This is a genomic window from Burkholderia sp. 9777_1386, from assembly GCF_015712265.1.
Taxonomy (GTDB): Bacteria; Pseudomonadota; Gammaproteobacteria; order Burkholderiales; family Burkholderiaceae; genus Burkholderia; species Burkholderia cenocepacia.
In genome coordinates, this window is sequence record NZ_JACCQB010000026.1 from 59,146 (window position 1) to 81,104 (window position 21,959).

Annotated in this window: 9 protein-coding genes; 1 reads left to right on the top strand and 8 read right to left on the bottom strand. The window is 70.4% G+C overall.

Annotated features, from left to right (window positions below; translation table 11 throughout):
* Window positions 1-16: 16 nt before the first annotated feature.
* From H0X91_RS20025 to H0X91_RS20055, 7 genes are all read right to left on the bottom strand, one after another.
* Complete coding sequence (locus H0X91_RS20025) at window positions 17-11,416, bottom strand: LWXIA domain-containing protein (protein ID WP_196433282.1); 11,400 nt, start codon at window positions 11,414-11,416, stop codon at window positions 17-19.
* Between the two features lie 194 nt (window positions 11,417-11,610).
* Complete coding sequence (locus tag H0X91_RS20030) at window positions 11,611-12,396, bottom strand: lytic transglycosylase domain-containing protein (RefSeq protein ID WP_006496150.1); 786 nt, start codon at window positions 12,394-12,396, stop codon at window positions 11,611-11,613.
* The gene (gene sctR, locus H0X91_RS20035) at window positions 12,393-13,067 is read right to left on the bottom strand and encodes a type III secretion system export apparatus subunit SctR (protein WP_006480865.1); all 675 of its coding nucleotides are present in this window, start codon (window positions 13,065-13,067) and stop codon (window positions 12,393-12,395) included. The genes H0X91_RS20030 and sctR overlap by 4 nt, the downstream gene beginning before the upstream one ends.
* 3 nt (window positions 13,068-13,070) lie before the next feature.
* Window positions 13,071-14,225, bottom strand: coding sequence for a type III secretion system cytoplasmic ring protein SctQ (sctQ, locus tag H0X91_RS20040; RefSeq protein WP_060266253.1), 1,155 nt, complete (start codon window positions 14,223-14,225; stop codon window positions 13,071-13,073).
* A 400-nt stretch (window positions 14,226-14,625) separates the two neighbouring features.
* Window positions 14,626-15,024, bottom strand: coding sequence for a winged helix-turn-helix domain-containing protein (locus H0X91_RS20045; RefSeq protein ID WP_006485803.1), 399 nt, complete (start codon window positions 15,022-15,024; stop codon window positions 14,626-14,628).
* A gap of 446 nt (window positions 15,025-15,470) precedes the next feature.
* Window positions 15,471-17,681, bottom strand: a complete 2,211-nt coding sequence (locus tag H0X91_RS20050) for a xanthine dehydrogenase family protein molybdopterin-binding subunit (protein WP_062910367.1) — start codon at window positions 17,679-17,681, stop codon at window positions 15,471-15,473.
* 2 nt (window positions 17,682-17,683) lie between these two features.
* Window positions 17,684-18,145, bottom strand: a complete 462-nt coding sequence (locus tag H0X91_RS20055) for a (2Fe-2S)-binding protein (RefSeq protein ID WP_006480868.1) — start codon at window positions 18,143-18,145, stop codon at window positions 17,684-17,686.
* 179 nt (window positions 18,146-18,324) lie between these two features.
* Here H0X91_RS20055 and H0X91_RS20060 point away from each other — a divergent pair, with 179 nt between their 5' ends.
* Window positions 18,325-19,248 carry an AraC family transcriptional regulator gene (locus H0X91_RS20060; protein WP_006485801.1) on the top strand — a complete coding sequence of 308 codons (924 nt, stop codon included), beginning with the start codon at window positions 18,325-18,327 and terminating at the stop codon, window positions 19,246-19,248.
* 21 nt (window positions 19,249-19,269) lie between these two features.
* Here the strand turns inward: H0X91_RS20060 and H0X91_RS20065 are convergent, their stop codons facing one another.
* The gene (locus H0X91_RS20065) at window positions 19,270-21,936 is read right to left on the bottom strand and encodes a glycosyltransferase (protein ID WP_058903308.1); all 2,667 of its coding nucleotides are present in this window, start codon (window positions 21,934-21,936) and stop codon (window positions 19,270-19,272) included.
* Between the last annotated feature and the right edge of the window lie 23 nt (window positions 21,937-21,959).

Genomic DNA, 21,959 nt, shown 5'->3' on the forward strand with positions numbered 1-21,959 from the left:
CGCGGCGGGCCGACCGTCATCCGACCACCAGCGGCGTGCCGACCGGCAAGTGCGTGGCATCGCGCGCGGCCGACGGATTGAGCTGCAGGATTTCTTTCAGCGCACGCGCATCCTGTTCGCCGCGCGTCATCGCCTGCTGGTCGGCACGCGATACGTGCGCGGCGTCCAGCAGCGACTGGCGATGCTGGTCCGCGATCACCCATAGCGAATCGCCGTCGACGACGATGTAGGGCTGCGGGGCGTTCGACGGCGACGGCGGGTTCGACGGCGTGCCTGGCGACGGTTGCGGTCGGGACGGCGAGGCGGCGCTCGCCGAAGGCGACGGCGGCGCGCTCGGCTGCGCCGCATGCGTGGCGGGCGCCGGGTGTCCCGGCGTGGCGGCCGACGACGGCGCGACGGCGTGCCGGGTCGCCCCGCCGCCCGGCTGCTGCGTGCCGGATGGCGACGCCTTGCCGTCGTCGTCCTCGAATGCGGTGTAGATCCACTTGCCGACATAGATCAGGATCGGCGCGACCATGAGCGACGTCGGAATCGAGCCGGTGAGCCGCTTCGGCAGGTTCGGGAAATGCGTGTCGATGCGCGCGAGCGCGAGCAGCGTCGCGGACGACAGCGACGAAATCGCGATCGGCAAGTCCGACTGGATCGCGGGATGCGGGCCGACGAATGGCGCGATCGCACCGCCGGCGATGCTCGCGAGATCCGACATCAGGTCGATGCCCCGCACGACGCGGCTACGCCGTTCGATGCTCAGGTGCGCGAACGCGCTGCCCTGCACGAGGCCGGTATACGTGATGCCGAGCAGCGCGCCGGCCGCGCCCAGCGCCGGCACCACCGACGGATTCTGCAGCAGCGCATGCAGCGACAGCTCGCCGAGGCTCGCATAGCCGGCAATCGCGGCGGCGCGTCCGGCCTTGCCCATGAAGCGGCGCGGATTGCCGTAATGCAGCTGCTGGATCGAGGTGCCCGCGAGCACGCCCTGCATCTGCTGGAGCATGTCGTTGGCGATCATCTTCGTGTATTCCAGCGTCTTGTCCGCCGGCAGCGACGCGGCCTTGTGCAATTCCAGCTGGAGATGAATCTTCGCCCGCGCGCTCTCGGCGAGCAGGATCAGCGACGCGTTGCGCTGCTCGGCATGCATCTGGTGCGCGTCGAGCTGATTGTTCAGGCCGTCGACGAAGCGGTCGATCACGCGATCGAACAGCCGCGGGTCGCCGCTTTGCAGCGCGCGCACGGTGTCCTGGTGCACGGCCTGCACGAGCCGGCCGGTCCGCACGCCGACGAACGCCGCGTTCGCGGCCTGCTTGAACTTGTCCGGCGTCAGGCCGAAGTGATGGACCGCGAAGCCGGCCCCCGCGCCGATCGCGATCGACAGCAGGTTCTTGCGGTTCAGCAGCGCGGCGATCCAGCTGTCCGGCTGATGCAGGCGCAGCGCATGCAGTTCCGCGGCCGCGGCGAGCGGATCGTCCGGACGCATCGGCTCGTTCGTCTGCGCGCTGACGAGCCGGCTTTCGCTGATCGGCTGCGTATCGGCCGCGACGAGCGCGGGCGCAATGACGGTTTCGCGCCAGGCCTGCAGCGGTTCGACACCGGCGCCGCCGCCGTCCGTCGTGACGATCTGTTCCGGCGCCGCGAGCCGCGCGCCGACGTCGGTGAGCCATCGTTCGGTAAACATCCGGGCGGCGTCGCTGGCCGCGGGCGCGCGGCGCGGGTCGGCGGCCCAGCGGTCCGCCGCGAAGCGCGACGTCGCATAGCGGGCGCGATGCAGCAGTTGCGTGGTGTTGCCTTCGTACAGTTGCTGGCGCAACGCCGCCAGCCGCGCGGGCGACATGCCGCGCGCCCGGCCGATGCGGTCGACTTCCGCGAGCAGCAGGCCGTGCTGGTTCATCAGCGTCGTGCGGTCGACGCGGTCGTATACGCGCGTCAGCGCGTCGGCGCCGTGCAGTCGCGCGAGCGTCGGGTCGTTGGCCCTGGCGCGCTCGACGAGCAGCGTCGCGAGCGCGGTCGTCAGTTCCTGGTTCGCGACGAAGTCCGAGCCATGCGTCGCGTACGACAGGCCGACGTGCACCCACGGCAGCGCCGGATGGTCGAGCAGCGATTTCGCGAGTTCCAGGTGGCTCGCGCCGGACGCGGGCTCCGGCACCGTATCCCAGCCGTGGAACGTCACCATCACGTGCGGCGCGGGCTGGCCGAGGTGCGTCCGGTTCCACGATTCGAGCAGCGCGCCGAGCCGCGCGTGGTCGTGATAGCCGGTGTTGGAGCCGGGCTGATGCCGGTGGTCGACGGACGACACCAGCGCCCGCGCCGGCGCCATTTCGAAGCGCAGCAGGAAGCCGGCCTTCGACGACGCATCGAGCCAGTTGTGCACGTATTGCTCGGCCAGGTCGTCGATACGCATCGACTTGCCGTTCGCACCGGTGATCGTGCCGGTCCAGTAGTCGATCGTCGCGTCCTTGTGGTCGCCGATCGACTTCGCGTCGTGCACGACGGCGGGGTCGTGCTTCGCGCCGCGCGTGGCCGCGAGCGTGTGCGGGTCGATCACGATCGTCACGGCCGGCATCACGCCGCCGTGCCGCTCGATCTGCGCGACGAATTTCGCGGGATCGTCGGAGAGCCGGAACGCGCGGCTCATCGGCACCACGCGCTGTTGGTACGCGGGATCGGCGGCGAGGAGGCGCCGGCGCAGCGCGCGATCGGTCGCGAGCGCGGTGCTGAAACGGCTCAGCACCTTTCTTCTGAGCGGGATCGGCGCATAGCGCGAGCCGCCGCCCGACCAGTCGCGCGCGACGTACAGCGGCATGCCGGTGTCGCGCAACGCCTGGGCGTCGGCCATGATCGCGGGCGGCACGCCGTTGACCGCATCGTCGAGTTCGAGCGGCGCGGCGCGCGGATCGCGCGCGTGCTGCACGAGCGCGTCGATCCGGTCGTAGTGCGCGAGCAGGGCCGACGCGTTGCCGTCGCCATAGCGCTGCAGCGATTCGACCTGCGTCGTGCTGACGAGCGACGGCTGATAGGTGCGCACGTCGAGCACCGGATGGCCCGATGCCGCTTGCCCGTTGCGCGCGGCCGCGGCGTTCGCGCGGCGGATCGACTGCAGCGCCGCGTGGCGTTGCGACCGCAGCCGCCGCGCCTCGGTCGCGCCCCAGTCGCGCCGCGCGTCGGACATGTGCGGCGACGGGTCTTTCGCCCATGCGTCGACGGTTGCGAGGCGGGTCTCGAGCGTCTTGAGCCGGGTGCCGCGCGCGTGCTCCGCAAGCGCATCCGGCGCGAGTTCGGTCAGCAGCAGATGGGTATCGCCGCCGTACGGGCCGCCGCCGATCGGCGACGCGTCGAGCGGCACGCCGGGGCTGTCGGGCTTGCGCCAGTTGTCATGCCAGGTCAGTTCGCCTTGCGCGTTGGCCGTGATCACCGCGCGCGGCTTGCCGAGCCGGTACGCGATGCGCTCGCCGCCGCCATACACGTAGATGAAATGCTTGCCGGGCACGAGGCCGCGCGCTTTCGCGAGGCTGAGCAGGTGCACGACGTTGTGACCGCTGAAATCCAGCGCATGACCGGACGCGGCGGGCAGCAGCCCGGCTTCGAACGCGCGGGGCGCCGGCGCCAGCGCGGTGGTCGCGGGCGTGCGCGTGCCGCCGGCGGGCAGCGGGCGCGTGGCTGGCGATGCGCGGCCGAGCGTCGCGATCGCGCGGGCGCGGCGCAGTGCGATCGCGGCGCCCGTGCCGGTCAGCGACGCGAAGCGGCGCCGCAGGCCGTGCATGCCGCTGATCGCCACATGGCCGCCATAGTGCAGGCCGCGGCGCGGCAGGACTTCCGTCTTGTCCTTCTTCGGTGGTCGCGGCGCGTCGAAGCGGTCGCCGACCCGCGCCAGCGTGGCCGGTTCGACGCTGCTGACGAAGAACGTCATGCCGCGCGTGCGGGCCCGCGTGAGCGGCACGCCGTGCAGTTTGCCGTTCGGCCGCAACCGGATGCGGCCGCGCTGCGGATACGCGGCGGCGAGCGGCCGCTCCGTCACGTGAGTCCGTGCATGCGGGGCGTTTTCCCGGTATTGCCAGACACCGGTGGCCGAGTCGTAGCGCGCATGACCGGCGATTTTGCCGGTCGCCTTGTCGACGACGTAGATCGTGTCGGCGTGGCCGGCCGCCGCGACGGCCTGTTTCGCGCGTGCGAAATGCGGCGCATTCGACAGCGCGTCGATCGCATCGACGTACGCGTCGCGCACGCGCCCGTTCCGCGTGAATTCGACCGTCTCGCCTTCACGCGCGGGCTTGACCTTCGCCGGGCCGCCGAGCGCGACCAGTTCGCGGTGCGTGACGGGCGACGCATGGAAATCGAACGCGCGCCGCGCGGCGGCGGTGCCGGCCGGATCGCTGCGTTCCATCGCGCTCGACAGCGCCTGCTTCAGCGCCTGTCGCTCCTCGGCGTTCAGCGCGTTGCCGAGAAAGCGCAGGCGCTGGATCGCGCCATTCGCATCGACGTGCGCCGTCGCGACGAACGTCGGCGGCGCGTCGGGCGTCGGCTGGCCGGCCCGCGCGATCAGCAGCGCCGTGTCGGTGCCGGTCTGCTGCACCAGGTGCCCGAGCGTGGGCGCGTGCTGGCCTTCGGCGCGCGTCAGCGTGCGCATGTCGCGCGCGTCGAGCCACGCGCGTGCGTGCTTCATCGCGTGGCCGTCGACCGCATGGCGGGCGCGTGCCGGCGCGGCGAGCCGTGCCGCGACGGGGCGTCCGGCCCCCGCGCGAACCTGTTCGCCGTAGTACTCGCGATAGGTCGGATTGCCGGGCGTCGACGTGCGCATGTCGCCGAACGTGTCCGCGAGGGCGTCGAGCGCGGCCGGGTCGCGGCTCGTCAGCGCATGCTCGGTCGCCCGGGCGAGCGCGTCGGGCAACGTCGCGTGGGTCGCGATGTCGGGCCCGCCGGCGGCGAGGATTTCGTTGCGGATCGTGTACGCGTTGACCTCCGCGCGCGCATCCGACTTCAGCAGCGCGGCCACGGCGGCTTCGGGGCTGGCGTGCTCGGCGGCCAGCGCGCCGGTCGCGAGATCGACGCTGTGCTGCAGTTCGTGGCCCCACACGAATACGAGCGTGCCGGCGCGGCGCGTATTGCCGTCGAGTACGATCGTGCGCGTGTCCGCGTCCGCGTAATGACCGCCGCCCGGCGTACCGACGCGGATCGTCCAGCCGTCGCTGCGGGCCAGCCGCATCTGCGCGCGGAAGGTCGGCGACTGTCGCGCGATCGCGTGCGCGCGCATCAGCAGCACGCGGCCGCGGAACCGCTGCACGACGCGCCCGAGCATGCCCGGGCGTTGCGCGTACGCGCCGCTTTCGGCGTAGGCGGGATGGGCGAGGCGAATGCGGCCCGTCGCAATGCCGCGCTGGATCGTGTCGATGACGCCGTCGATCCGCTCGACGACGTCGCCTTCCGGGTCCGCCTTGTGCAGTACCTGGCCGGGGTCGTGCAGCAGCACTTCGCCATGGCGGCCGAACAGCACCTGGAAGTCGTACAGCAGCCCGTGCCGCTGCGTGACGTTGCGAATGTTCGCGAGATCGTCGAGACCGCTGCGCCGGACCACGCCGGGCAGGCCGAGCCCTTTTTCCATCGCGGCGCTGCTCAGCAGTGCCGCCGGCTTGTACACGACGCCGACCCGGCCCAGGTGCGAGAACGGTCCGTCGACCGTGCTGACGGGCAGGTCGAGCCGTTTCAGTTCACGCAGGCCGCCCTGTTCGGCGCCGATTTCCTCGTGCGCGACTTCCACGCCGTCCGGCGACGTGTCGCGGAAGAAGCCGATCGCCTGGCCCGTGCCGCCGTCGAATACCGTCTTGTAGAGCCCCGAGCCGACGAGCGGGCCGAGATGGTCGGCGGGATCGACGGTGCGCGCGGGATCGCCCGCGACGTGCAGCTGGCCGCCGGTGACCGACAGCTCGCCGAGCGCGGGCTGCTCGTAAGCGGCCGGCACGTAGCGGTTCATGCCGGACAGGTCGGTCAGTCCGCCGTCTGCGCCGACGGCGTCCGGATGCACCGCGTAGACGGGGCGTTGCCACAGGTTCGCCAGTTGCGCGGCCGCGCCTTCGTTCGCGTGCCGCGCGGCCAGGATCACCACGCGCTGGCCGGCGTACGGCGCATCCGACAGCAGCGAGAAGCCGTGCGGATCGATCGGCCGGCCGTCGGGGCCGAGCAGCGTGCCGTCGGGCTGCGTGTCGGCATGGACGATCGCGAGACGGTCGGCTTCATCCATCGACACGAGGCCGCGCCGCCTGAGCCCCAGCGCGTCGAGCGCCGGCGTCGCGGCGCCGAACGGCGACGCGTTGCGCTCGACGTGCGCGCGCGACCACGCGACGCGCTGCGCCTGGATCTCGCGCATCGAGCGCGGCGCGTCGTCGCGCGGCTTGTCGCGGCCGCCGTGGTCGTTCGGCGGATCGCCCGCATCGCGCGGATGCGCGTCGGCGCGACTGCCGAGATCGACGTCGTAGCGGGCCTCGAATGCATTGAGCTGCCGGCTCGCCTCGGCTTCGAGCGCCTTGCGCGTGTAGCGGCCGCCGCCCGGACGCTTGCCGGCGGCGTTCACGCGCGAACGGTCGCTGCCGAGCAGGCGCATCTGCTGCGCGAGCGTGCCCGACTGTTCGGCGAACGCGCTGACCTGGTTCGGCAGCGGCGCGCCGCCGGCACGCATCTGCACGTCCGGGCGCTTGAGCTTCACGTCGCCGCGCTCGATCCCGCGTTCGAGCAGCGTGATCTGATCGTCGACGTCCGCGAGGGTCTGACGATACGCGTCGCTGTGGGTCTCGATCGGGCCGGGATCCGCGAGCAGCAGCCGGCCGTCGCGATACACGCCTTGCGGATCGAAGTAGAGCCGGTCCTGCTGAATCGCGTCGCGCAGCGTGCGCAGGGTCTGCAGCGATTCGGGGTCGAGCGTCGTCGGCAGCAGGCCGCGCCCGGCATCGCCGGTATGCAGCCCGCCGCGCGGCTGGTACAGCACCGCGACGCGGCCGGCGTGCGAAAACGGGCCGTCCATCGCGACGGTCGGGAGATCGTAGCGACGCCGCAGCAACGCGAGCGCCGCGCGTTCGGCGCCGGCGCTGGCCTGCTGTTCGGCGCGCGTGCTGAAATCCTCGTAGAGGGCGACGACCGCATCCCGGCCGAGCGCGAAGCCGCCCTTGTGCGCGCCGAAGCCGAGCAGCGCGCCAAGATGCTCGTTCAGGTCCACCGGCTTGCCGCTGTCCGCATGGAATACCTGCAGGCCGTCCGCCCGCAGCGGCCCGAGCGCGACCTCCGGATGCGGCGCGGGATCGAAGCGCAGGAAGCCGCTGGTCGCGCGGATCGTGCCGTCCGCCGCGAGCGCGCCGCGCGGTGCGACGAATACCGGACGGTTCCAGACGTTCGCGAGTTCGGGGGCCAGCCCGGCCTCCGCGCCTTCCGCGACGAGCACGATCGGTTCGTCGAGCCGGGACGGCGCCGGCAGCCCGTGGCGCGCGTCGAGCGCGAGTTCGTGGCCGGACAACGGCGTGCCGTCCGGGCGTGTCAGCGGCGCGTCCGGGCGGCCGTTGCGCACGACGAACAGCGTGCGCCCACCATACCTGTGCTGCTCGACGCGGGGCCCGCCGGGCGCGACCGCGACGTCCGCCTCGCGGGCGGCGAAGCCCGGCGCGAGCGGGGAGGATTCGATCGCATGGAGGACGGTCCAGGCGACGCGCTGGCGAAACGTCAGCGGCTCGAGCGGCCCGCCGGCGCCGGTTTCGGCCGGATCGGCGACCCGCCGGTACTGGATCGTCCGCGCGTCGCCGCTGCGGCGATCCGCGCGCGATGCGGTGCGTGCATCCTGGTCGTTCTCGGCGGCGCGTTCGCGCACCTGCGCGGACGAGCGGCCTGCCTGCGCGGTCGCGCGCGACGTCGCGGCGGCCGGCTCGGCCACGGCCGCCGTCGGGTCCGCTGCCGCGCGCAGCGTGGACGGGGTCGCGCGGGCCGCGTTCGTGCGGGCGCCATCGTCGTGCGGCGGCGCGGCCGTCGGCGTGGCGGGCGCCGGGCCCGCGCCGCGCGGCGTGCCGACCTGGCTCGGCGCGCGCAGCTCGATGCCGTCGGACAGCGTCAGGCTGCCGTCCCGGCCGGCCGTGATGCGGCCATCGGTACCATAGCGGTTGAAGCGCGTGCGCTCGAGGGTGCGCCACGAGCCGTCGACGCGTTCCGCGATCGTGATGCGGCCTTCGTGGTCGACGAACGCGGTGGTGCCGGTCTTGCCGCGTGCGCCGGTATTCACCGCATTCGCGCGGCTCAACACGCGGATCGGCACGCCTTCGTAGGTCAGCACGCGCTTGCCGACCATCAGCGTGCCGTCGCCGGCCACGGTCACGCTGCGGCCGTCGATGGTCGCGCGCGTACGGCCGAGCCGCAGCGTGTTCGTCGCCGTGTAGCGGCTCTGGCCGATGCGCACGGTCTGGTCGCCGATCTGCACGGCCTGGTTGTTCAGGTCGCGGCCGCCGAAGCCGCCGGTACGCCGCACGATGCCGGTCGTCACGGCCTTGAGCTTCTGGTGACCTTGCGCGAGGCCGAGATTCAGTATGAACGACGACGCATCGCCGGCGAGCCGGTCCGTATGACCCGTCACCGCATCGTGCACGAACTGCACGCCGGCTTCCGCCGCGCCGCCGAGACCGGTGACCGTCGTCGCGCGCCGCACGAAGGTCGCGAGCCCCTTCGAATCGTTCAGCAGCGTGGCGATCTTGCCGACGCCGCCGACGCCGGCCGGCACCAGGTTCAGGTAATCGGCGCGCGCTTCCGCATCGAGCGGGCTGATCGTGCGATCGTGCTGGATGCGATTGGCGAGGTCGTAGCCGGAGTTCGCGACGGCTGCCGCCGCCGACGTATAGATCAGCCCGGTGCCGGCCACGTTGAGCGCGACGCCGAGCGGCGCGCCGAATACCGTCGCGTCGAGCAGGCCGCCGCCGACTTCGAGCGCGATCCCGCCGAGCAGCATCCCGAGGTTCACGTCGCCGGAACCGAACGTGTGCATCACGCTTTCCCACCAGCTGTCGTCGTGCGCGGTGTTGTGCGGGTCGATCCGCGCGGTGCCGTTCGCGTCGTAGCCGGTCGCGATGTCGAGCGTGCCGTCCGACGACAGCGAGTTGTCGTCGATGAAGTTGTCGATGCTCGAGTATTTCGCGCCCTGATCGTCGACGTAGTGCGTGTCGCCGTTCTCGTTCGTGACCTTGAAGATCGCGCTCGTGACCAGGCCGGCGTCCTTCGACGCATAGACGATCGGCATCACGTTGACGCGCGTGCCTTTGCCGCCGCCCACCTTCAGCAGTTCGTCGCGAACCTTGTCGATCGATTCGAGCTTCTTGCCGTCGCTGAACTGCGCGGCATGCGGGTCGCCGGTCGCGCGGTCCGGCGACAGCCCGATCGCGACGCCGACGAGGTTGCGCTGTTCCGTGGGGTCCAGCAGGCCGAAGTCGATCCGCGTGCCGCGCCGCGTCGCGTCGCCGGCCTTGTCGAGCAGCGACTGCGACAGCTCGCTGCGGTGCGCGCCGAAGAAGTCGGACAGCGCCTTCGCGTAGTCCTTCTGATCGGATTCGGTCTTCGGATTGCGCAGCCGCTCGTCGAGATGCGCGTCGAATTCGTTGAACAGCACCTGCTGATGGAACGTTTCGCTGCGCAGTTGCGCGTGCTGGACGTCCCGGTTCGCCTGATCGAGTTCCGCGAGCGCATCGGCAAGCGGCTTCGCGTATTGATTGACGACGAACGGCACCGGCGCCGTCAACGGGATGTTCTTCGGCGTTCCCTGCGGTGTCGCGACGGAAAACACGCTCGGCGTCGGCCCGATGCCGTGATCGCGGTTCCACTGGTCGTACTGGGCCTGCAGCCCGTCGACCTTGATCTTCAGGTCCTGCTGCTTCGCCTGTGCATCGGTGAGCGCCTGCTTCGTCGCGCGCTCGTTGACGGACGCGGTCATCCGCTCGTCTGCCTGATGCAGCGCGGACGCGATCGTTTTCAGGCCCTTGATCTCGAGCGGCGTCGGATCGTTCGCGATGCACATCGTCCGGTGGTCGTACCGATTCTGCACGCCGGCGGCGATATCGTCGTAGTGGATCGCGAGCGCGTTGCCGTACGCGGCGACATAGCCGTCGTGCGCGAGGCTCGCGGCATCCTTCGCCTTCCACAGCTGCGTGGCCGCGTCTTCGACGCCGAGATCGGCGCGCGGGTCCATCAGCTTGACGCCGGGATGGTCGCGGCGCCATTGCGTCGCGCTCTTTTGCGTGGCGTCGTAGTTCTTCTGCTGTTCGTCGACCTGGCGATTCGCATACAGCATCTGCAGATACCCGCCGCTCACGCGTGCGCTGGCCTGCGCATGGTTCAGCAGGTCCTGCTGCGCGGCGACCGTCGTGCTCATCACGGTCGGCCCGTACTTGCCGGACACCGCGTTGTACGTGCCCTGGATGTCGGCGACCTTCGCCGCGTCGGTCGCCGCATTCAGGCATGCGTTCGCATAGTTCGCGTCGTCGGCGCTCTGCGTCAGTTGCGTCCGGGCCTCGTCGGGCTTCAGCGCCGGCGGCACGTCGATCACGCGATCGAGCGGCGCGAGCTGCTTGTTGATACGCGCGATGCCGGCATCCATCGCATCCGCGTAATCGCCGTTCGACCCATACGACTGCAACTGGGCGAACGCGAGGTTCGAATTCGCGATGTCGGCGTTGTGAAGCGCCTTCGCTTCGGACAGCTTCGCGTCCGCCTTCTGCCACGCGTCGTAGGCCTGCTTCTGCTGCGGCGTCCAGTCGTCCCGCGGCGACACCTTGGCCGGATCGTCGATGCCCGGGACGGCCGCCTTCAGCCGGTCGAGCGCCGCGTTCGCGTCGGCCTGCGCGGAGCCCGCCCGTTTCGGATCGAGCGCTTCGTTGTCGTGATCGGCCTGCTGCGCGTACGCGATCATGTAGCCGGCGTCGGTCGTGACGTCCAGTTCCTTTTCCGCTTTCGCGGTGGCCTGGTGCGCGTTGTCGTAGGCGGTTTGCGCGCTGGCGAGCGCGTCCTTCGTCGTGGACGGATCGTTCTTCGCGTGGGTCAGCGCGGTCTGCTTGTCCTGCTCGTCCTGCAGCGCGTTGTCGTATTGCGTCTGCGCGCCCTGGATCGCGGTCTGCGCGGCTTGGGTCAGCGGATCGTCGACCGTGATGTCGGGCGGCTTGGGCCGGTACTGTTCGGCGAGGCTCCGGATCAGCGAGGTCGCGGACGCGATTTCGGCGTTGGTCGGCTTCGACGGGTCCGTATCGGGCGTGACCTGCACCGTGATCGGCGGCGGCGGGGGCGTGGCGGTCTGCTGTTTCGACGGGTCGCCCGATTGCTGCGCGGCCTGGCTTGCCGCTTTCGCGCGTTCGGCTTCGAGCGTGCGCTCGAGGAACGCCATCCAGTTGGCGCCCATGCCGACGCCGTCGATATCCAGCATCAAACTCTCCCGGTCGCGCCGCGCTCGACGGGGCGCGCATTACGATGCCATTACGGTCAAGCTTGGAGTGTAGAAAGGCATGCGCCGCGGTGACGCAGCGCGTTTCGTAGCGCGCCGCCGATGCGCGCGCGCCGCCGGGTCGTCGCTACGAACGGCGGCGACGCGAGGCGGCGGGAACGAGGGTACGGGCCTGCTTACTGATCGAGACACCGCACGCACAGCCGCTTCGCCTGGTTCGCCGGCAGCCCGCGGCACATCATCACCACCGGACGCGCATGGCACGACGGCGCATCGGCGGACGCGGCGGGCGACGGCAGGCGGCGCGCGCGTTCGGGCGGCGTCGTGGCGGCCGCGGCCATGCGCCGCTGGCGTTCCGGCGGCGGCGTGTCGGTCACGACGGGGATCGGTTCGACGCCGCCTTCGCGCGCATTGCGCTGTGCGCTCGCGACGACGCGGCTCACGTAGCCGCTCGAGAAGCCGGTCGTGAAGTTGCCGCTGTAGTAGCACGACAGCGCCGCGCGCAACGCGGCCTGCGTCGCGCGGCCGGTGCCCGACGAGCGCGCGAAGCACTCGGTCAGGATCGCGCCGCCGGCCTGCAGGTTGCGGCACGGCTCGAACATCGTCGCTTCGTCGAGCCCGTATTTCGCGAAATTGCGTTCGTTGACCTGCGCGAGGCCGACGCTGTAGCTGAAGCCGCGCGACGACAGTTCGCGCGCGGTCGCGCGCGCCTCGTCGAGCGACGCGGGCTGGCGCGTCAGGTGCCCGCCGACCACGCCGATCGCATACGGATTGAAGCCCGACTCGGTACGCACGAGCGCGGCGAGCGTCGCGGGATCGACGTTCGGCGCGCAGGCGCGCGCCAGTTGCGCGAAACCGGCGCCGCCGGCTGCCTGCACGACGCGCGATGGCAGGCACGCGAGCGCGAGCAGGGCCAGCGCGCACAGGCACGCGGCGGCGGTGCGCAGGCGGCGCGCGTTCATCCCGCCCCCGCCACGCGGTACGACAGCACGAGCCCGTGCACGAGCAGCGACCAGCCGTCGAGCGCGACGAACAGCAGCAGCTTGAACGGCACCGAGATCGTGGTCGGCGAGATCATCTGCATCCCGAGCGCCAGCAGGATGTTCGCGACCAGCAGGTCGACGACGATGAACACGATGTAGATCACGAAGCCGATCTGGAACGCCTTCGTCAGCTCGGCGAGCGTGAAGCTCGGCACCAGCACGAGCAGGTCGTCGTCCTTGATGCCGTCCGCGCGGTTCTTCGGCCAGACCGACGTCGCGGTGCGCACGAAGAATTCGCGGTCGCGCTGCCGCGTATGCGACACGAGGAAATCCTTGATCGGCGGCAGCGCGGCATCGGCGAGCGCGCCGATGTCCGAGGTCGACAACTGCCCCGACGCATCGAAGTGGCGCGCCTGCAGCGCATCGCGGATCGACATTCCGACGGGCGCCATGATGAACAGCGACAGGATCAGTGCGATGCCGTTCAGCACGAGGTTCGGCGGCACCTGCTGGATCCCGAGCGCGGAGCGCAGCAGGCCGAGCACGACCACCAGCTTCGTGTAGCTCGTCACCATCAGCGCCGCGAACGGCGCGATGCCGAGCGCGGCGATCACCGCGATCAGCGCGACCGGATTCGGCAGGTTGCCCATCGTTCAGCGCTCGCGCGGCGCGGGTTGCGTCAGCGTGACGACGCGCACGCCGAGCTTCTGGCCGACCGCGATCAGGTGGCCGGTGCCGATCAGCATCCCGTTCGCGACGAGATGGATCACGCTCTGGTTGATCCCTTGCTGCAGCTCGATCACGGCGCCCGGCTGCAGCGTGCTCAGTTCGCCCAGCGGCATCGACGTGGGCGGCAGCTCGAAGCGCAGGTCGACCGCGAGGCCGTCGAGCGAGCGTGGCGCGTCGCCGGGCGGCGCGTCGTGCGTCGTCGGCGCGGCGGAGTCGGTGCGGGTCGGTTCCAAAGGCATCTCCCTGATTCGTTCGACGGTGAGCCGGTTGCCCGACGGCCGTCCGGTGATCTCCCACGCCGGCGCGGCCGGCAGCCGCGCGACGCACAGCAGGTTCTGCTCGTGCGCCTGCCAGCGCTCGATCGCGATGATGTCGCCGCCGACGACGTCGGCCAGCTCGGCCGTCGTCAGCTCGGTGCGGCCGATTTCGAACACGAGCGGCACGGGCAGGCTCGCGTAGGTCGCGCGCGCGTCGGCGAGCGCGGCCGGCGCGGTCGCGAAGAACACGGCCAGCGCGTCCGGCGCGTCGAACAACAGCGCGCCGTGGCAGCGCCACGCGGCGTCGGCGCGTCGCAGCTCGAACCGCAGCGCGGCCGGCGCTGCATCCCAGGCCGGTGCGCCGTCGGGCGGCGGCAGCAACGCCACGCGCTGCCGGGTTGCTGCCTGCAGCACCGCAGCGAGCGGCGCGCACAGGTCGGCGAGCAGCGCCGCGCGGATCACGGCCGGGACCGCGGGGTCGGCCGCGTCGCCGAGCCATTCGGTTTCCGCGACCGGGTCGATCCACAGCGTGCCGGCGGCCGGGCCGACGACGAAGCGGTACGCGTGCGCATCGGCGGCCGGCTCGGCGTCGACGCGCCAGCGCACCTCGTACGCGTGCTCGCCGAGCGTGACCGGGACGGCGCCGGTCGCGCCGTACGCATGCGACAGCCCGCGCGCGGCGGCGGCGGACAGGCGCGGCAGGTAGGGCGACGCGTCGAGCGCGACCGCGGCCGGCACGGCGGCGGACGGCGGGGAAGCGGCGGGCATGGCCCGGTTCGCGGCGTCGCCGGCGTCGGCATTCGTCAGGAACAGCGCAGGCACGGCGGGATCGGGGCGGATTCGGCGTTGGTTCGACGGGTTGTTCTGATGCCGGCGGCGCCGGGGGCGCGCGGCTGCTGCGTCGATTGTAGGGACGGCGATGGCCGTGTGCCGCGCCGGAATCCGTAGTCGCGCACATCGTGCGGAGGCGGCGGGAGCGGGGCGCTACGAAGCGCGACGAAGTGCGGTGGAGCGCGCCCGAGTGCGCCGAAGTGGGCGACGCGACGGCTGGCCTCGAAAGCAACCGCCGCCGGGAGGCGGCGGTTGGGGCGCGACTGGCTGGCGGGCCGGGCGGCGTGGAGGCCGCATCCGGCTGGCAGGCCGCGAGGGGCTGCGAATTCGCGCAGCGCGGTGAGGCAAGCGTGACCGGCGTGCCGCGAGCGGGCGGCGCGCGGGTGAAGCGTTACGCGTAGTCGGCGGCCATCGCGGGTTGCGGCGCGGTGCGCAGCATCGGCGCCGCGTCGTGGCGTTCGACGTGCGTCATCGCCGCACCGAACAGCACCAGCCGATAGCCGACCGCGTAGATCGGGATGATTCGCAGGTTCTTGTCATGTTCGAGCTGCAGCTTCGAACGGATCCGCGAGATATGGGTATCGAGCGTGCGCGACGACACGCCGAGCTCGCGGCCCCATACGGCTTCCTGGATTGCCTGCCGCGGCACGATCTTGTTCATGTTGTCGAGCAGGAATTCGACGACGTCGAATTCGCGCGGCGTGACGTCAACGACCTTGTTGTCGATTTCGATCGTGCGGCGCACGAAGTTGATTTTTATGTTGTCGATGTACAGGTATTTGCAATCCATGGTGGCCCTCGCATGTCCATAAAGGAGTGTTTGCGGGGTCCTGTGCTGCAACTTCCGGGCCAGGGGGCGGTTGTCAGGGGGTAACGGCGGGCGGGAGCGGCGCGGACCGCGGAGCAGCCTTGAATTTAAAAAGAATTTTTAACGCGCAACGCCGGGCGCGTGATGACAGGGCTGGAGCAATGGTGAAGGATTGTTACGTAGCATCGGGCGGGGACGTTACGGGCGTTACGTCTGACGTAACGTGGGGGAGGTGCGGATTTCGGGGGCGGCCGGATAAGGCTTCGGATGGATAACGAACCCTACGTCGAACCCTGCCGGGCTTGCCGGGTTTTCTTTTTGAATCAAATGGTTGGCGAAGATTTTTGCCGACATCGAACCCTACATGGGCAGCCGAAAAAACGCCGGTCACAGGGCACCCCTCGCCCCGCAGCCGGCGTCCCGTCACATCAAGCCTTCGCGCTATCCGCCGAATCGAACGGCAGCACGTAGTGCCGCTTGCCCGTCGCCGCGAAGATCGCGTTCGCCACGGCCGGCCCGACCGGCGCGACGCCCGGCTCGCCGACCCCGGTCGGCGCCTCGGCCGACGGCACGATATGTACCTCGACCTTCGGCATCTCGGCCATCCGCAGCACGTGGTAGCCGTCGAAGTTGCGCTGCTCGACCTGGCCGTCCTTCAGCGTGATCGCGCTGTGCATCGCCGCACCGAGGCCGAAACCGATGCCGCCCTCCATCTGCGCGGCGACGATGTCGGGATTGATCGCGATCCCGCAGTCGACCGCGCACACCACGCGCTCGACCTTCACCTTGCCGTCCGCGTCGACCGAGACCTCGGCCACCTGCGCGACATAGCTCTTGAACGCCTCGGCCACCGCGATCCCGCGCCCGCGGCCCTTCGGCAGCGGCTTGGCCGGATCCCAGCCGGCCTTCTGCGCGGCCAGCTCCAGCACCGCGCGCATGCGTGGCTCCTTCGCGAGCAGGTCGTGGCGGAACGCGTACGGGTCCTTGCCGGCCGCGTGCGCGGCTTCGTCGATGAACGCCTCGACCGCGTAGGCCGTATGCGAGCTGCCGACCACGCGCCACCACAGCACGGGCAGGCCGACCCGGGTGGTGGTGAGCTCGACCGACACGTTCGGCACCGCGTAAGGCAGGTTCGCCGCGCCCTCGACCGACGTCGCGTCGATGCCGTTCTTGACCATGAACGCCTCGAACGGCGTGCCGGCGAGGATCGACTGGCCGACGATCCGGTGGCGCCAGCCGACCAGCCGGCCGTCCGCGGTCAGGCCCGCGTCGAGCTTGTGGAAGTACATCGGCCGGTAGAAGCCGCCCTGGATGTCGTCCTCGCGCGTCCATTGCAGCTTGACGGGCTTGCCGTCCGCGCCGAGCGCCTTCGCGATCGACACGGCCTCGACGACGTAGTCCGACCACGCGTTCGCACGCCGGCCGAAGCTGCCGCCCGCATACAGCGTATGGATCTTCACCTGTTCCGGCTTCAGCCCGGCCGTTTTGGCCGCGTTGCCCTGGTCGACCGTCTGGAACTGGTCGCCGGCCCAGATCTCGCAGCTGGTCGGCGTCAGCTTGACGACCGCGTCGAGCGGCTCCATCGGCGCATGCGCGAGATACGGGAATTCATACGTCGCGCTGATCTTGCGCGCGGCGCCGGCGATCGCCGCATCGGCGTCGCCGTCCTTGCGCGCCGATGCGCCCGGCTTGTCGGCGAGCTGCCGGTATTCGCGCATGAGCTCGTCCGAGCCGCGCTTTTCCGCCTTCGTTTCGTCCCATTCGACCTTCAGCGCGTCGCGGCCCTGTTTCGCGGCCCAGAAGCCCGTCGCGACGACCGCGACGCCGCCCGGCACCTGCACGACCGAGACGACGCCCGGCACGGCCTTCGCGGCGGTCGCGTCGAACGATTTCACCGTCGCGCCGAAACGCGGCGGCCGCTGCAGCAGCGCGACGCGCATGCCGGGGAACGTCGTGTCCAGCGTGAAATGCGCGGTGCCGTTCGATTTCGACGACCCGTCGACGCGCGGAATCCGGTGCCCGATCAGCTTGAAATCGGCCGGCTGCTTCAGCGTGACCTTGTCGGGCACGGGCAGCTTCGACGCATCGGCGACGAGCGTGCCGTACGCGGCCGTCTTGCCGCTCTTCGTGTGCGTGACGACGCCGTTGGCGGTGGTCAGTTCGCCGGCCGGCACCTTCCAGCGGGCCGCCGCGGCCGACACGAGCATCGCGCGCGCCTTGCCGCCGGCCTCGCGCAGTTGCTGCCACGAGTTCGCCATGGCCGAGCTGCCGCCCGTGCCCTGCATCGTGCCGAACGCGAGGTTCGCATAGCGCTTCGCATCGGCCGGCGCGCTTTCGACGCGCACGCTCGACCAGTCGGCGTCGAGCTCCTCGGCGACGATCGTCGCGATGCCCGTATAGGCGCCTTGGCCCATTTCCACGTGCTTCGCGATGACCGTGACGGCGCCGTCCGGCGTGATGCGCAGGAAGGCGTTCGGCGCGAAATCGCCGGCCGGCGCGGTGGCGGCGAGCGCGCGGCGGCCGAGGCCGGCCCAGTCGAAGCCGATGGTCAGGCTGACGGCGGCAGCGGCCCCCGCGGCCTTCAGGAACGTGCGGCGCGACGGACGCACCGAACCGGGGTTGTCGAGTTCGATCGTCATGGTCAGGCTCCCAGCGTCGCGGCCGCGTCGTGGATCGCGGCCCGGATGCGGGCGTAGGTCGCACAGCGGCAAAGGTTGCCGTTCATCGCGGCGTCGATGTCCGCGTCGGTCGGCTTCGGGTTCTGTTCGAGCAAGGCGGTGGCCGACATGATCTGGCCGGACTGGCAATAGCCGCATTGCGGCACCTGCAGCTTGACCCACGCGGCCTGCACGGCCTGCGCGGGCTTGCTCTGCAGGCCTTCGATCGTCGTGACGTGCTTGCCCGCGATGCCGGCGAGCGGCAGCACGCACGAGCGGACGGCCTGGCCTTCGAGATGCACCGTGCACGCGCCGCACTGCGCCATGCCGCAGCCGAATTTCGTGCCGGTCAGTCCCGCGTGTTCGCGAATCGCCCAGAGGACGGGCATCGACGGATCGGCGTCGAGCGTGACGTTCTTGCCGTTCAGGACAAACGAGGTAGGCATGTTGTTGTCTCCGTGGGGAAAACCCGGCATGCGCCGGGTTAGCCGGCAGTGTGCGCGAGGCATCGTTTTTTGCGTCTACCCAATCCTGCAAATTTATTGAACAATCCTGCAAATTCCCCGCACGCCGCGAGCCGTTTCGCTATGCTCGCGCGACACGGGAAATCATTCGAGGAAGCGTCATGGACATGACCGATATCGTGGCGTCGCGCGAATCCGGGCGGCGCGAACTGGCGTCGCTGATCGGCCGTTTCGCGCCCGCGGACGGCTCGCACTCGACCGCCGTGCCGGGCCTGATGCTGCATCGGCACACGCGGCCGGTCGATCTCGGCTGCGGCGTATCGCGCGCCGCGCTGGTGATCGCCGCGCAGGGCGCGAAGCGCGTGATCGTGGCCGGCCAGGCTTACGAATACGACACCCACAATTGCCTGATTACGTCGATCGACTTGCCGATCCTGTCGCGCGTGACGCGTGCGTCGCCGGATGCGCCGTACCTGTGCCTGTCGCTGACGCTCGACCCGCAGCGCATCGTCGAGCTGGCGGCCGAGATGCGGCTGCCCGAGCCCGACGCGGGCCCGGAGGGCGAGGGGATCGCGCTCGCGGAACTGACGCCGCCGCTGCTCGATGCGGCGTTGCGGCTGCTGCGGCTGCTCGATACGCCGGCCGACATCGCGGTCGTCGCGCCGCTGATCGAAAAGGAAGTGCTGTACCGGCTGATGATCAGCGGGCAGGGCACGCGGCTGCGGCACATGGCGATCGCGGGCAGCCAGACGCACCGGATCGCGCGTGCGATCGAATGGATCCGCGATCACTTCGCGGAGCCGATGCGCGTCGAGTCGCTCGCGCAGGCGGTCAACATGAGCGTGTCGTCGCTGCACCATCATTTCAAGCACGTGACGACGCTGAGCCCGTTGCAGTACCAGAAGCAGCTGCGGCTGCACGAGGCGCGGCGGCTGTTGCTGCGGCAGGGCGGCGACGTCGGCTCGGTGGCGGCCGTGGTCGGCTACGAAAGCGCGTCGCAGTTCAGCCGCGAATACAGCCGGCTGTTCGGCGCGCCGCCGATGCGCGACGTCGTGCATCTGCGCAAGAAGGAACTGCTCGGCTAACGGCCGGCCGCTCGCCGATCGTCATTTCGCGACGACCGTCGTCTGCAGGTACGCCGGCGCGATCCGCCAGTCCGGCACATAGTGCGCGGGCCACGCGCCGGGCGTGTCGACCGCGTTGAAGTAGACCACCGCCTTCAACAACGGATAGCGCCACAGCGAGCGCTGGAATTCGTCGAGTTCCGCACGCTTGCGCGCATTCGACCCGTCGACGCCGAGCTCCGCGACCATCACCGGCAAGCCGTAGTCGGCCACCCGTTCGTATTTGGTGCGCAGGATGCTCGCGGCCGAGAACCGGCCGCCGGGCGGCCAGATCGCGCAGCGCGGGCAGTCGAATACCGACAGGCCGACTTCGTCCACATAGCCGCGCCCCGGGAAATAGTCGCCGAGATTGCGGTTGCCGGCCGGCGACCACACGAAGCGGATCTGGTCGGTCATCGTGCGGCACGCGGTGACGACGCGCCGGTACGCATCGACGTAAGCCGAGGCATCGCCGACGGCCCACGGATAGCGTCCGGTGTCCGTCTCCATCTCGTGGCCCCATCGCACGAACACCGGCCCCTTCAACGCGGCGAGCGCCGAGCAGGTCGCGGCGATCCGCGCGTCGTAGCGGCCGCGCGCGATATCGGCGAGCAACGTGCCCGGTCGCGTGCCGTCCGCCGCCCACGGCTCGACGGTCAGCATCAGCGAGCGGTTGCGGGCTTGCGCGGCCCGGTATGCGTTGCCGATTTCCGCGTCGATATCGGGCGCGTTCCACGACACGAATACATGATCGAATGCGATGCCCGGCGCGGCCGCGAGCGCGTCGTCGGGGTCGTAGGCGCCAAGCGCGGGCTGCTTCACCGGCTCTCCCGCCGCGGGTTCGACCATCGCGACGACCGGCACGCCCGAGCGCCACATCATCGCCTGCCAACCGTGCGGTGCGCGCAACCCGATGGCCGTCAGCAGCATCGCCAGCGCGAAGACGAACAGCGCGTTGCGCACGGGCAGGCGGCTGACGAACATCTGCGTGAACGTCGACGCGTCGAGTCCTTGCTCCTTGCCGTGATGCACGGCGATGACGGCGGCGATCACGAAATACAGGATGCCCGTCAGCGTCGAGAACAGATAGAAGCCGGCCGCGTTGCGCGGATTCTCGATCGCGACCACCGGCAGGCTGCAGAACAGCGAGATCAGCAGGTAAGGCGCGACGACGCGCAGCGGCGCGTCCTGCTCGACCATGCCGCCCTTCGGCGTGACCTTGAACGGAAATTCCCTGCCGCGCACGCAGTCGAGCAGCGCCGACACGCAGCCGAGCACGACCCACGGCCAGCGCGCGAACACGAACGTGAGCCCCTCCCACGACAACAGCTTGGTATTCAGCGGCCGGCACGACTGCGTCGAATGCGTGGCCCACGTCACGACGCACAGGATCAGCACGGTGAGCGGCAGCGCGTAGGTGAGGTACGTGAGGTAGTCGACGTGCGCCCACACGCGGCCGGTCAGCAACGCGACGACCGGAATCACGACGCTGCCGGCCATCGCGAGCGCGCACAGCGGATACCACAGCTGGCAGAACAGGAACTGCGCCTTCAGCTTCAGCGGCAGGCCCATGAAATAGCGGCGCGTGTAGCGCAGCATGATGATCATCACGCTCTTGGACCACTGGAATTCCTGCGTCGCGAGATCGCCGAACGTGCGCGGTCCTTCGCCGTTCGCGATCGCGTTCAGCGCATGCATGCCGCGCCAGCCCTTCGCGTTGAAGATCATCGTGGTCGAGTGATCCTCGGCGAGTTCGGGCCCGAGCCCGCCGATCTCGCGCAGCGCGCGGCAGCGCACCGCATAGTGCGAGCCGATGCACAGCGGCGCGAGGCCGCCCGCGTAGCCGGCCTGCATCGTGCCGTGCAGCGGCCCTTCGACGTTGACGCGGCCGCGCGCGCTCCAGCTGCCGGCCGCATTGCTGTCGCAGATGCTCGGGGCCGACACGTAGCCGACGTCCGGATCGACGAACGGCCGGAGCATTTCCTCGAGATAGGTGCGGGTCGGCACGTGGTCGGCGTCGAGCTGCGACACGAAATCGTAGTTGTCGTAGCCGACCCGGTCGTAGAAGTACGCGAGATTGCCTTCCTTGCAGCGGGTCCGGCGCGGCCAGCTCGCCCGGTGATACGCGGCGATGCCGCGCCGCGTCGACACGAACACGCCGTGCTCGCGGCACCAGTCGAGCGTGGCGGGCGACGGGTCTTCATCGGCGAGCCACGTGTCGTGCGGATAGGTCTGGTCGAGCATCGCGAGCAGCGTCGTGCGCACGATGTCGAACGGCTCGGACGGCGCCTTGGTGACGACCATCGCGACGCGCCAGTCGCGCGGCACGGGCAGCGCGGGGTTCGGCACGACCGCCGAGCGGATGATGAAGATGAAATAGCCGGGAATGAAGGTGGTCCAGAACAGCACGAAGCAGTTGACGCCGAAGCGGAACGCATCGACATAGTGCTCGTCGCGCAGCCACCAGCGCCAGAAGATGCCCAGCGCGACGAACCAGCCCAGCGCGAGGATCTGGAACACGATCCGGGTCCCGCTGTCCATCAGCGGGACCACGAACGGAACCGCCGCGTGCCGCGCATCGGCGCGACCTGCTTCGGTGTCCGGAGCGTCCGTGGTATCGGCGGTATCCGGCGCAAGCGCACCGGCAGGCGACGCAACCAGCTTCTTCATGGTGCTCTCCCGTCAAGGTCGGA

Excerpts from the sequence above, each read along its gene's own strand:
- sctR (WP_006480865.1), bottom strand. The coding sequence starts at position 13,067 with ATGGGCAACCTGCCGAATCCGGTCGCGCTGATCGCGGTGATCGCCGCG.
- H0X91_RS20050 (WP_062910367.1), bottom strand. The coding sequence starts at position 17,681 with ATGACGATCGAACTCGACAACCCCGGTTCGGTGCGTCCGTCGCGCCGC.
- H0X91_RS20055 (WP_006480868.1), bottom strand. The coding sequence starts at position 18,145 with ATGCCTACCTCGTTTGTCCTGAACGGCAAGAACGTCACGCTCGACGCC.
- H0X91_RS20045 (WP_006485803.1), bottom strand. The coding sequence starts at position 15,024 with ATGGATTGCAAATACCTGTACATCGACAACATAAAAATCAACTTCGTG.
- H0X91_RS20065 (WP_058903308.1), bottom strand. The coding sequence starts at position 21,936 with ATGAAGAAGCTGGTTGCGTCGCCTGCCGGTGCGCTTGCGCCGGATACC.
- H0X91_RS20025 (WP_196433282.1), bottom strand. The coding sequence starts at position 11,416 with ATGCTGGATATCGACGGCGTCGGCATGGGCGCCAACTGGATGGCGTTC.
- H0X91_RS20030 (WP_006496150.1), bottom strand. The coding sequence starts at position 12,396 with ATGAACGCGCGCCGCCTGCGCACCGCCGCCGCGTGCCTGTGCGCGCTG.
- H0X91_RS20060 (WP_006485801.1), top strand. The coding sequence starts at position 18,325 with ATGGACATGACCGATATCGTGGCGTCGCGCGAATCCGGGCGGCGCGAA.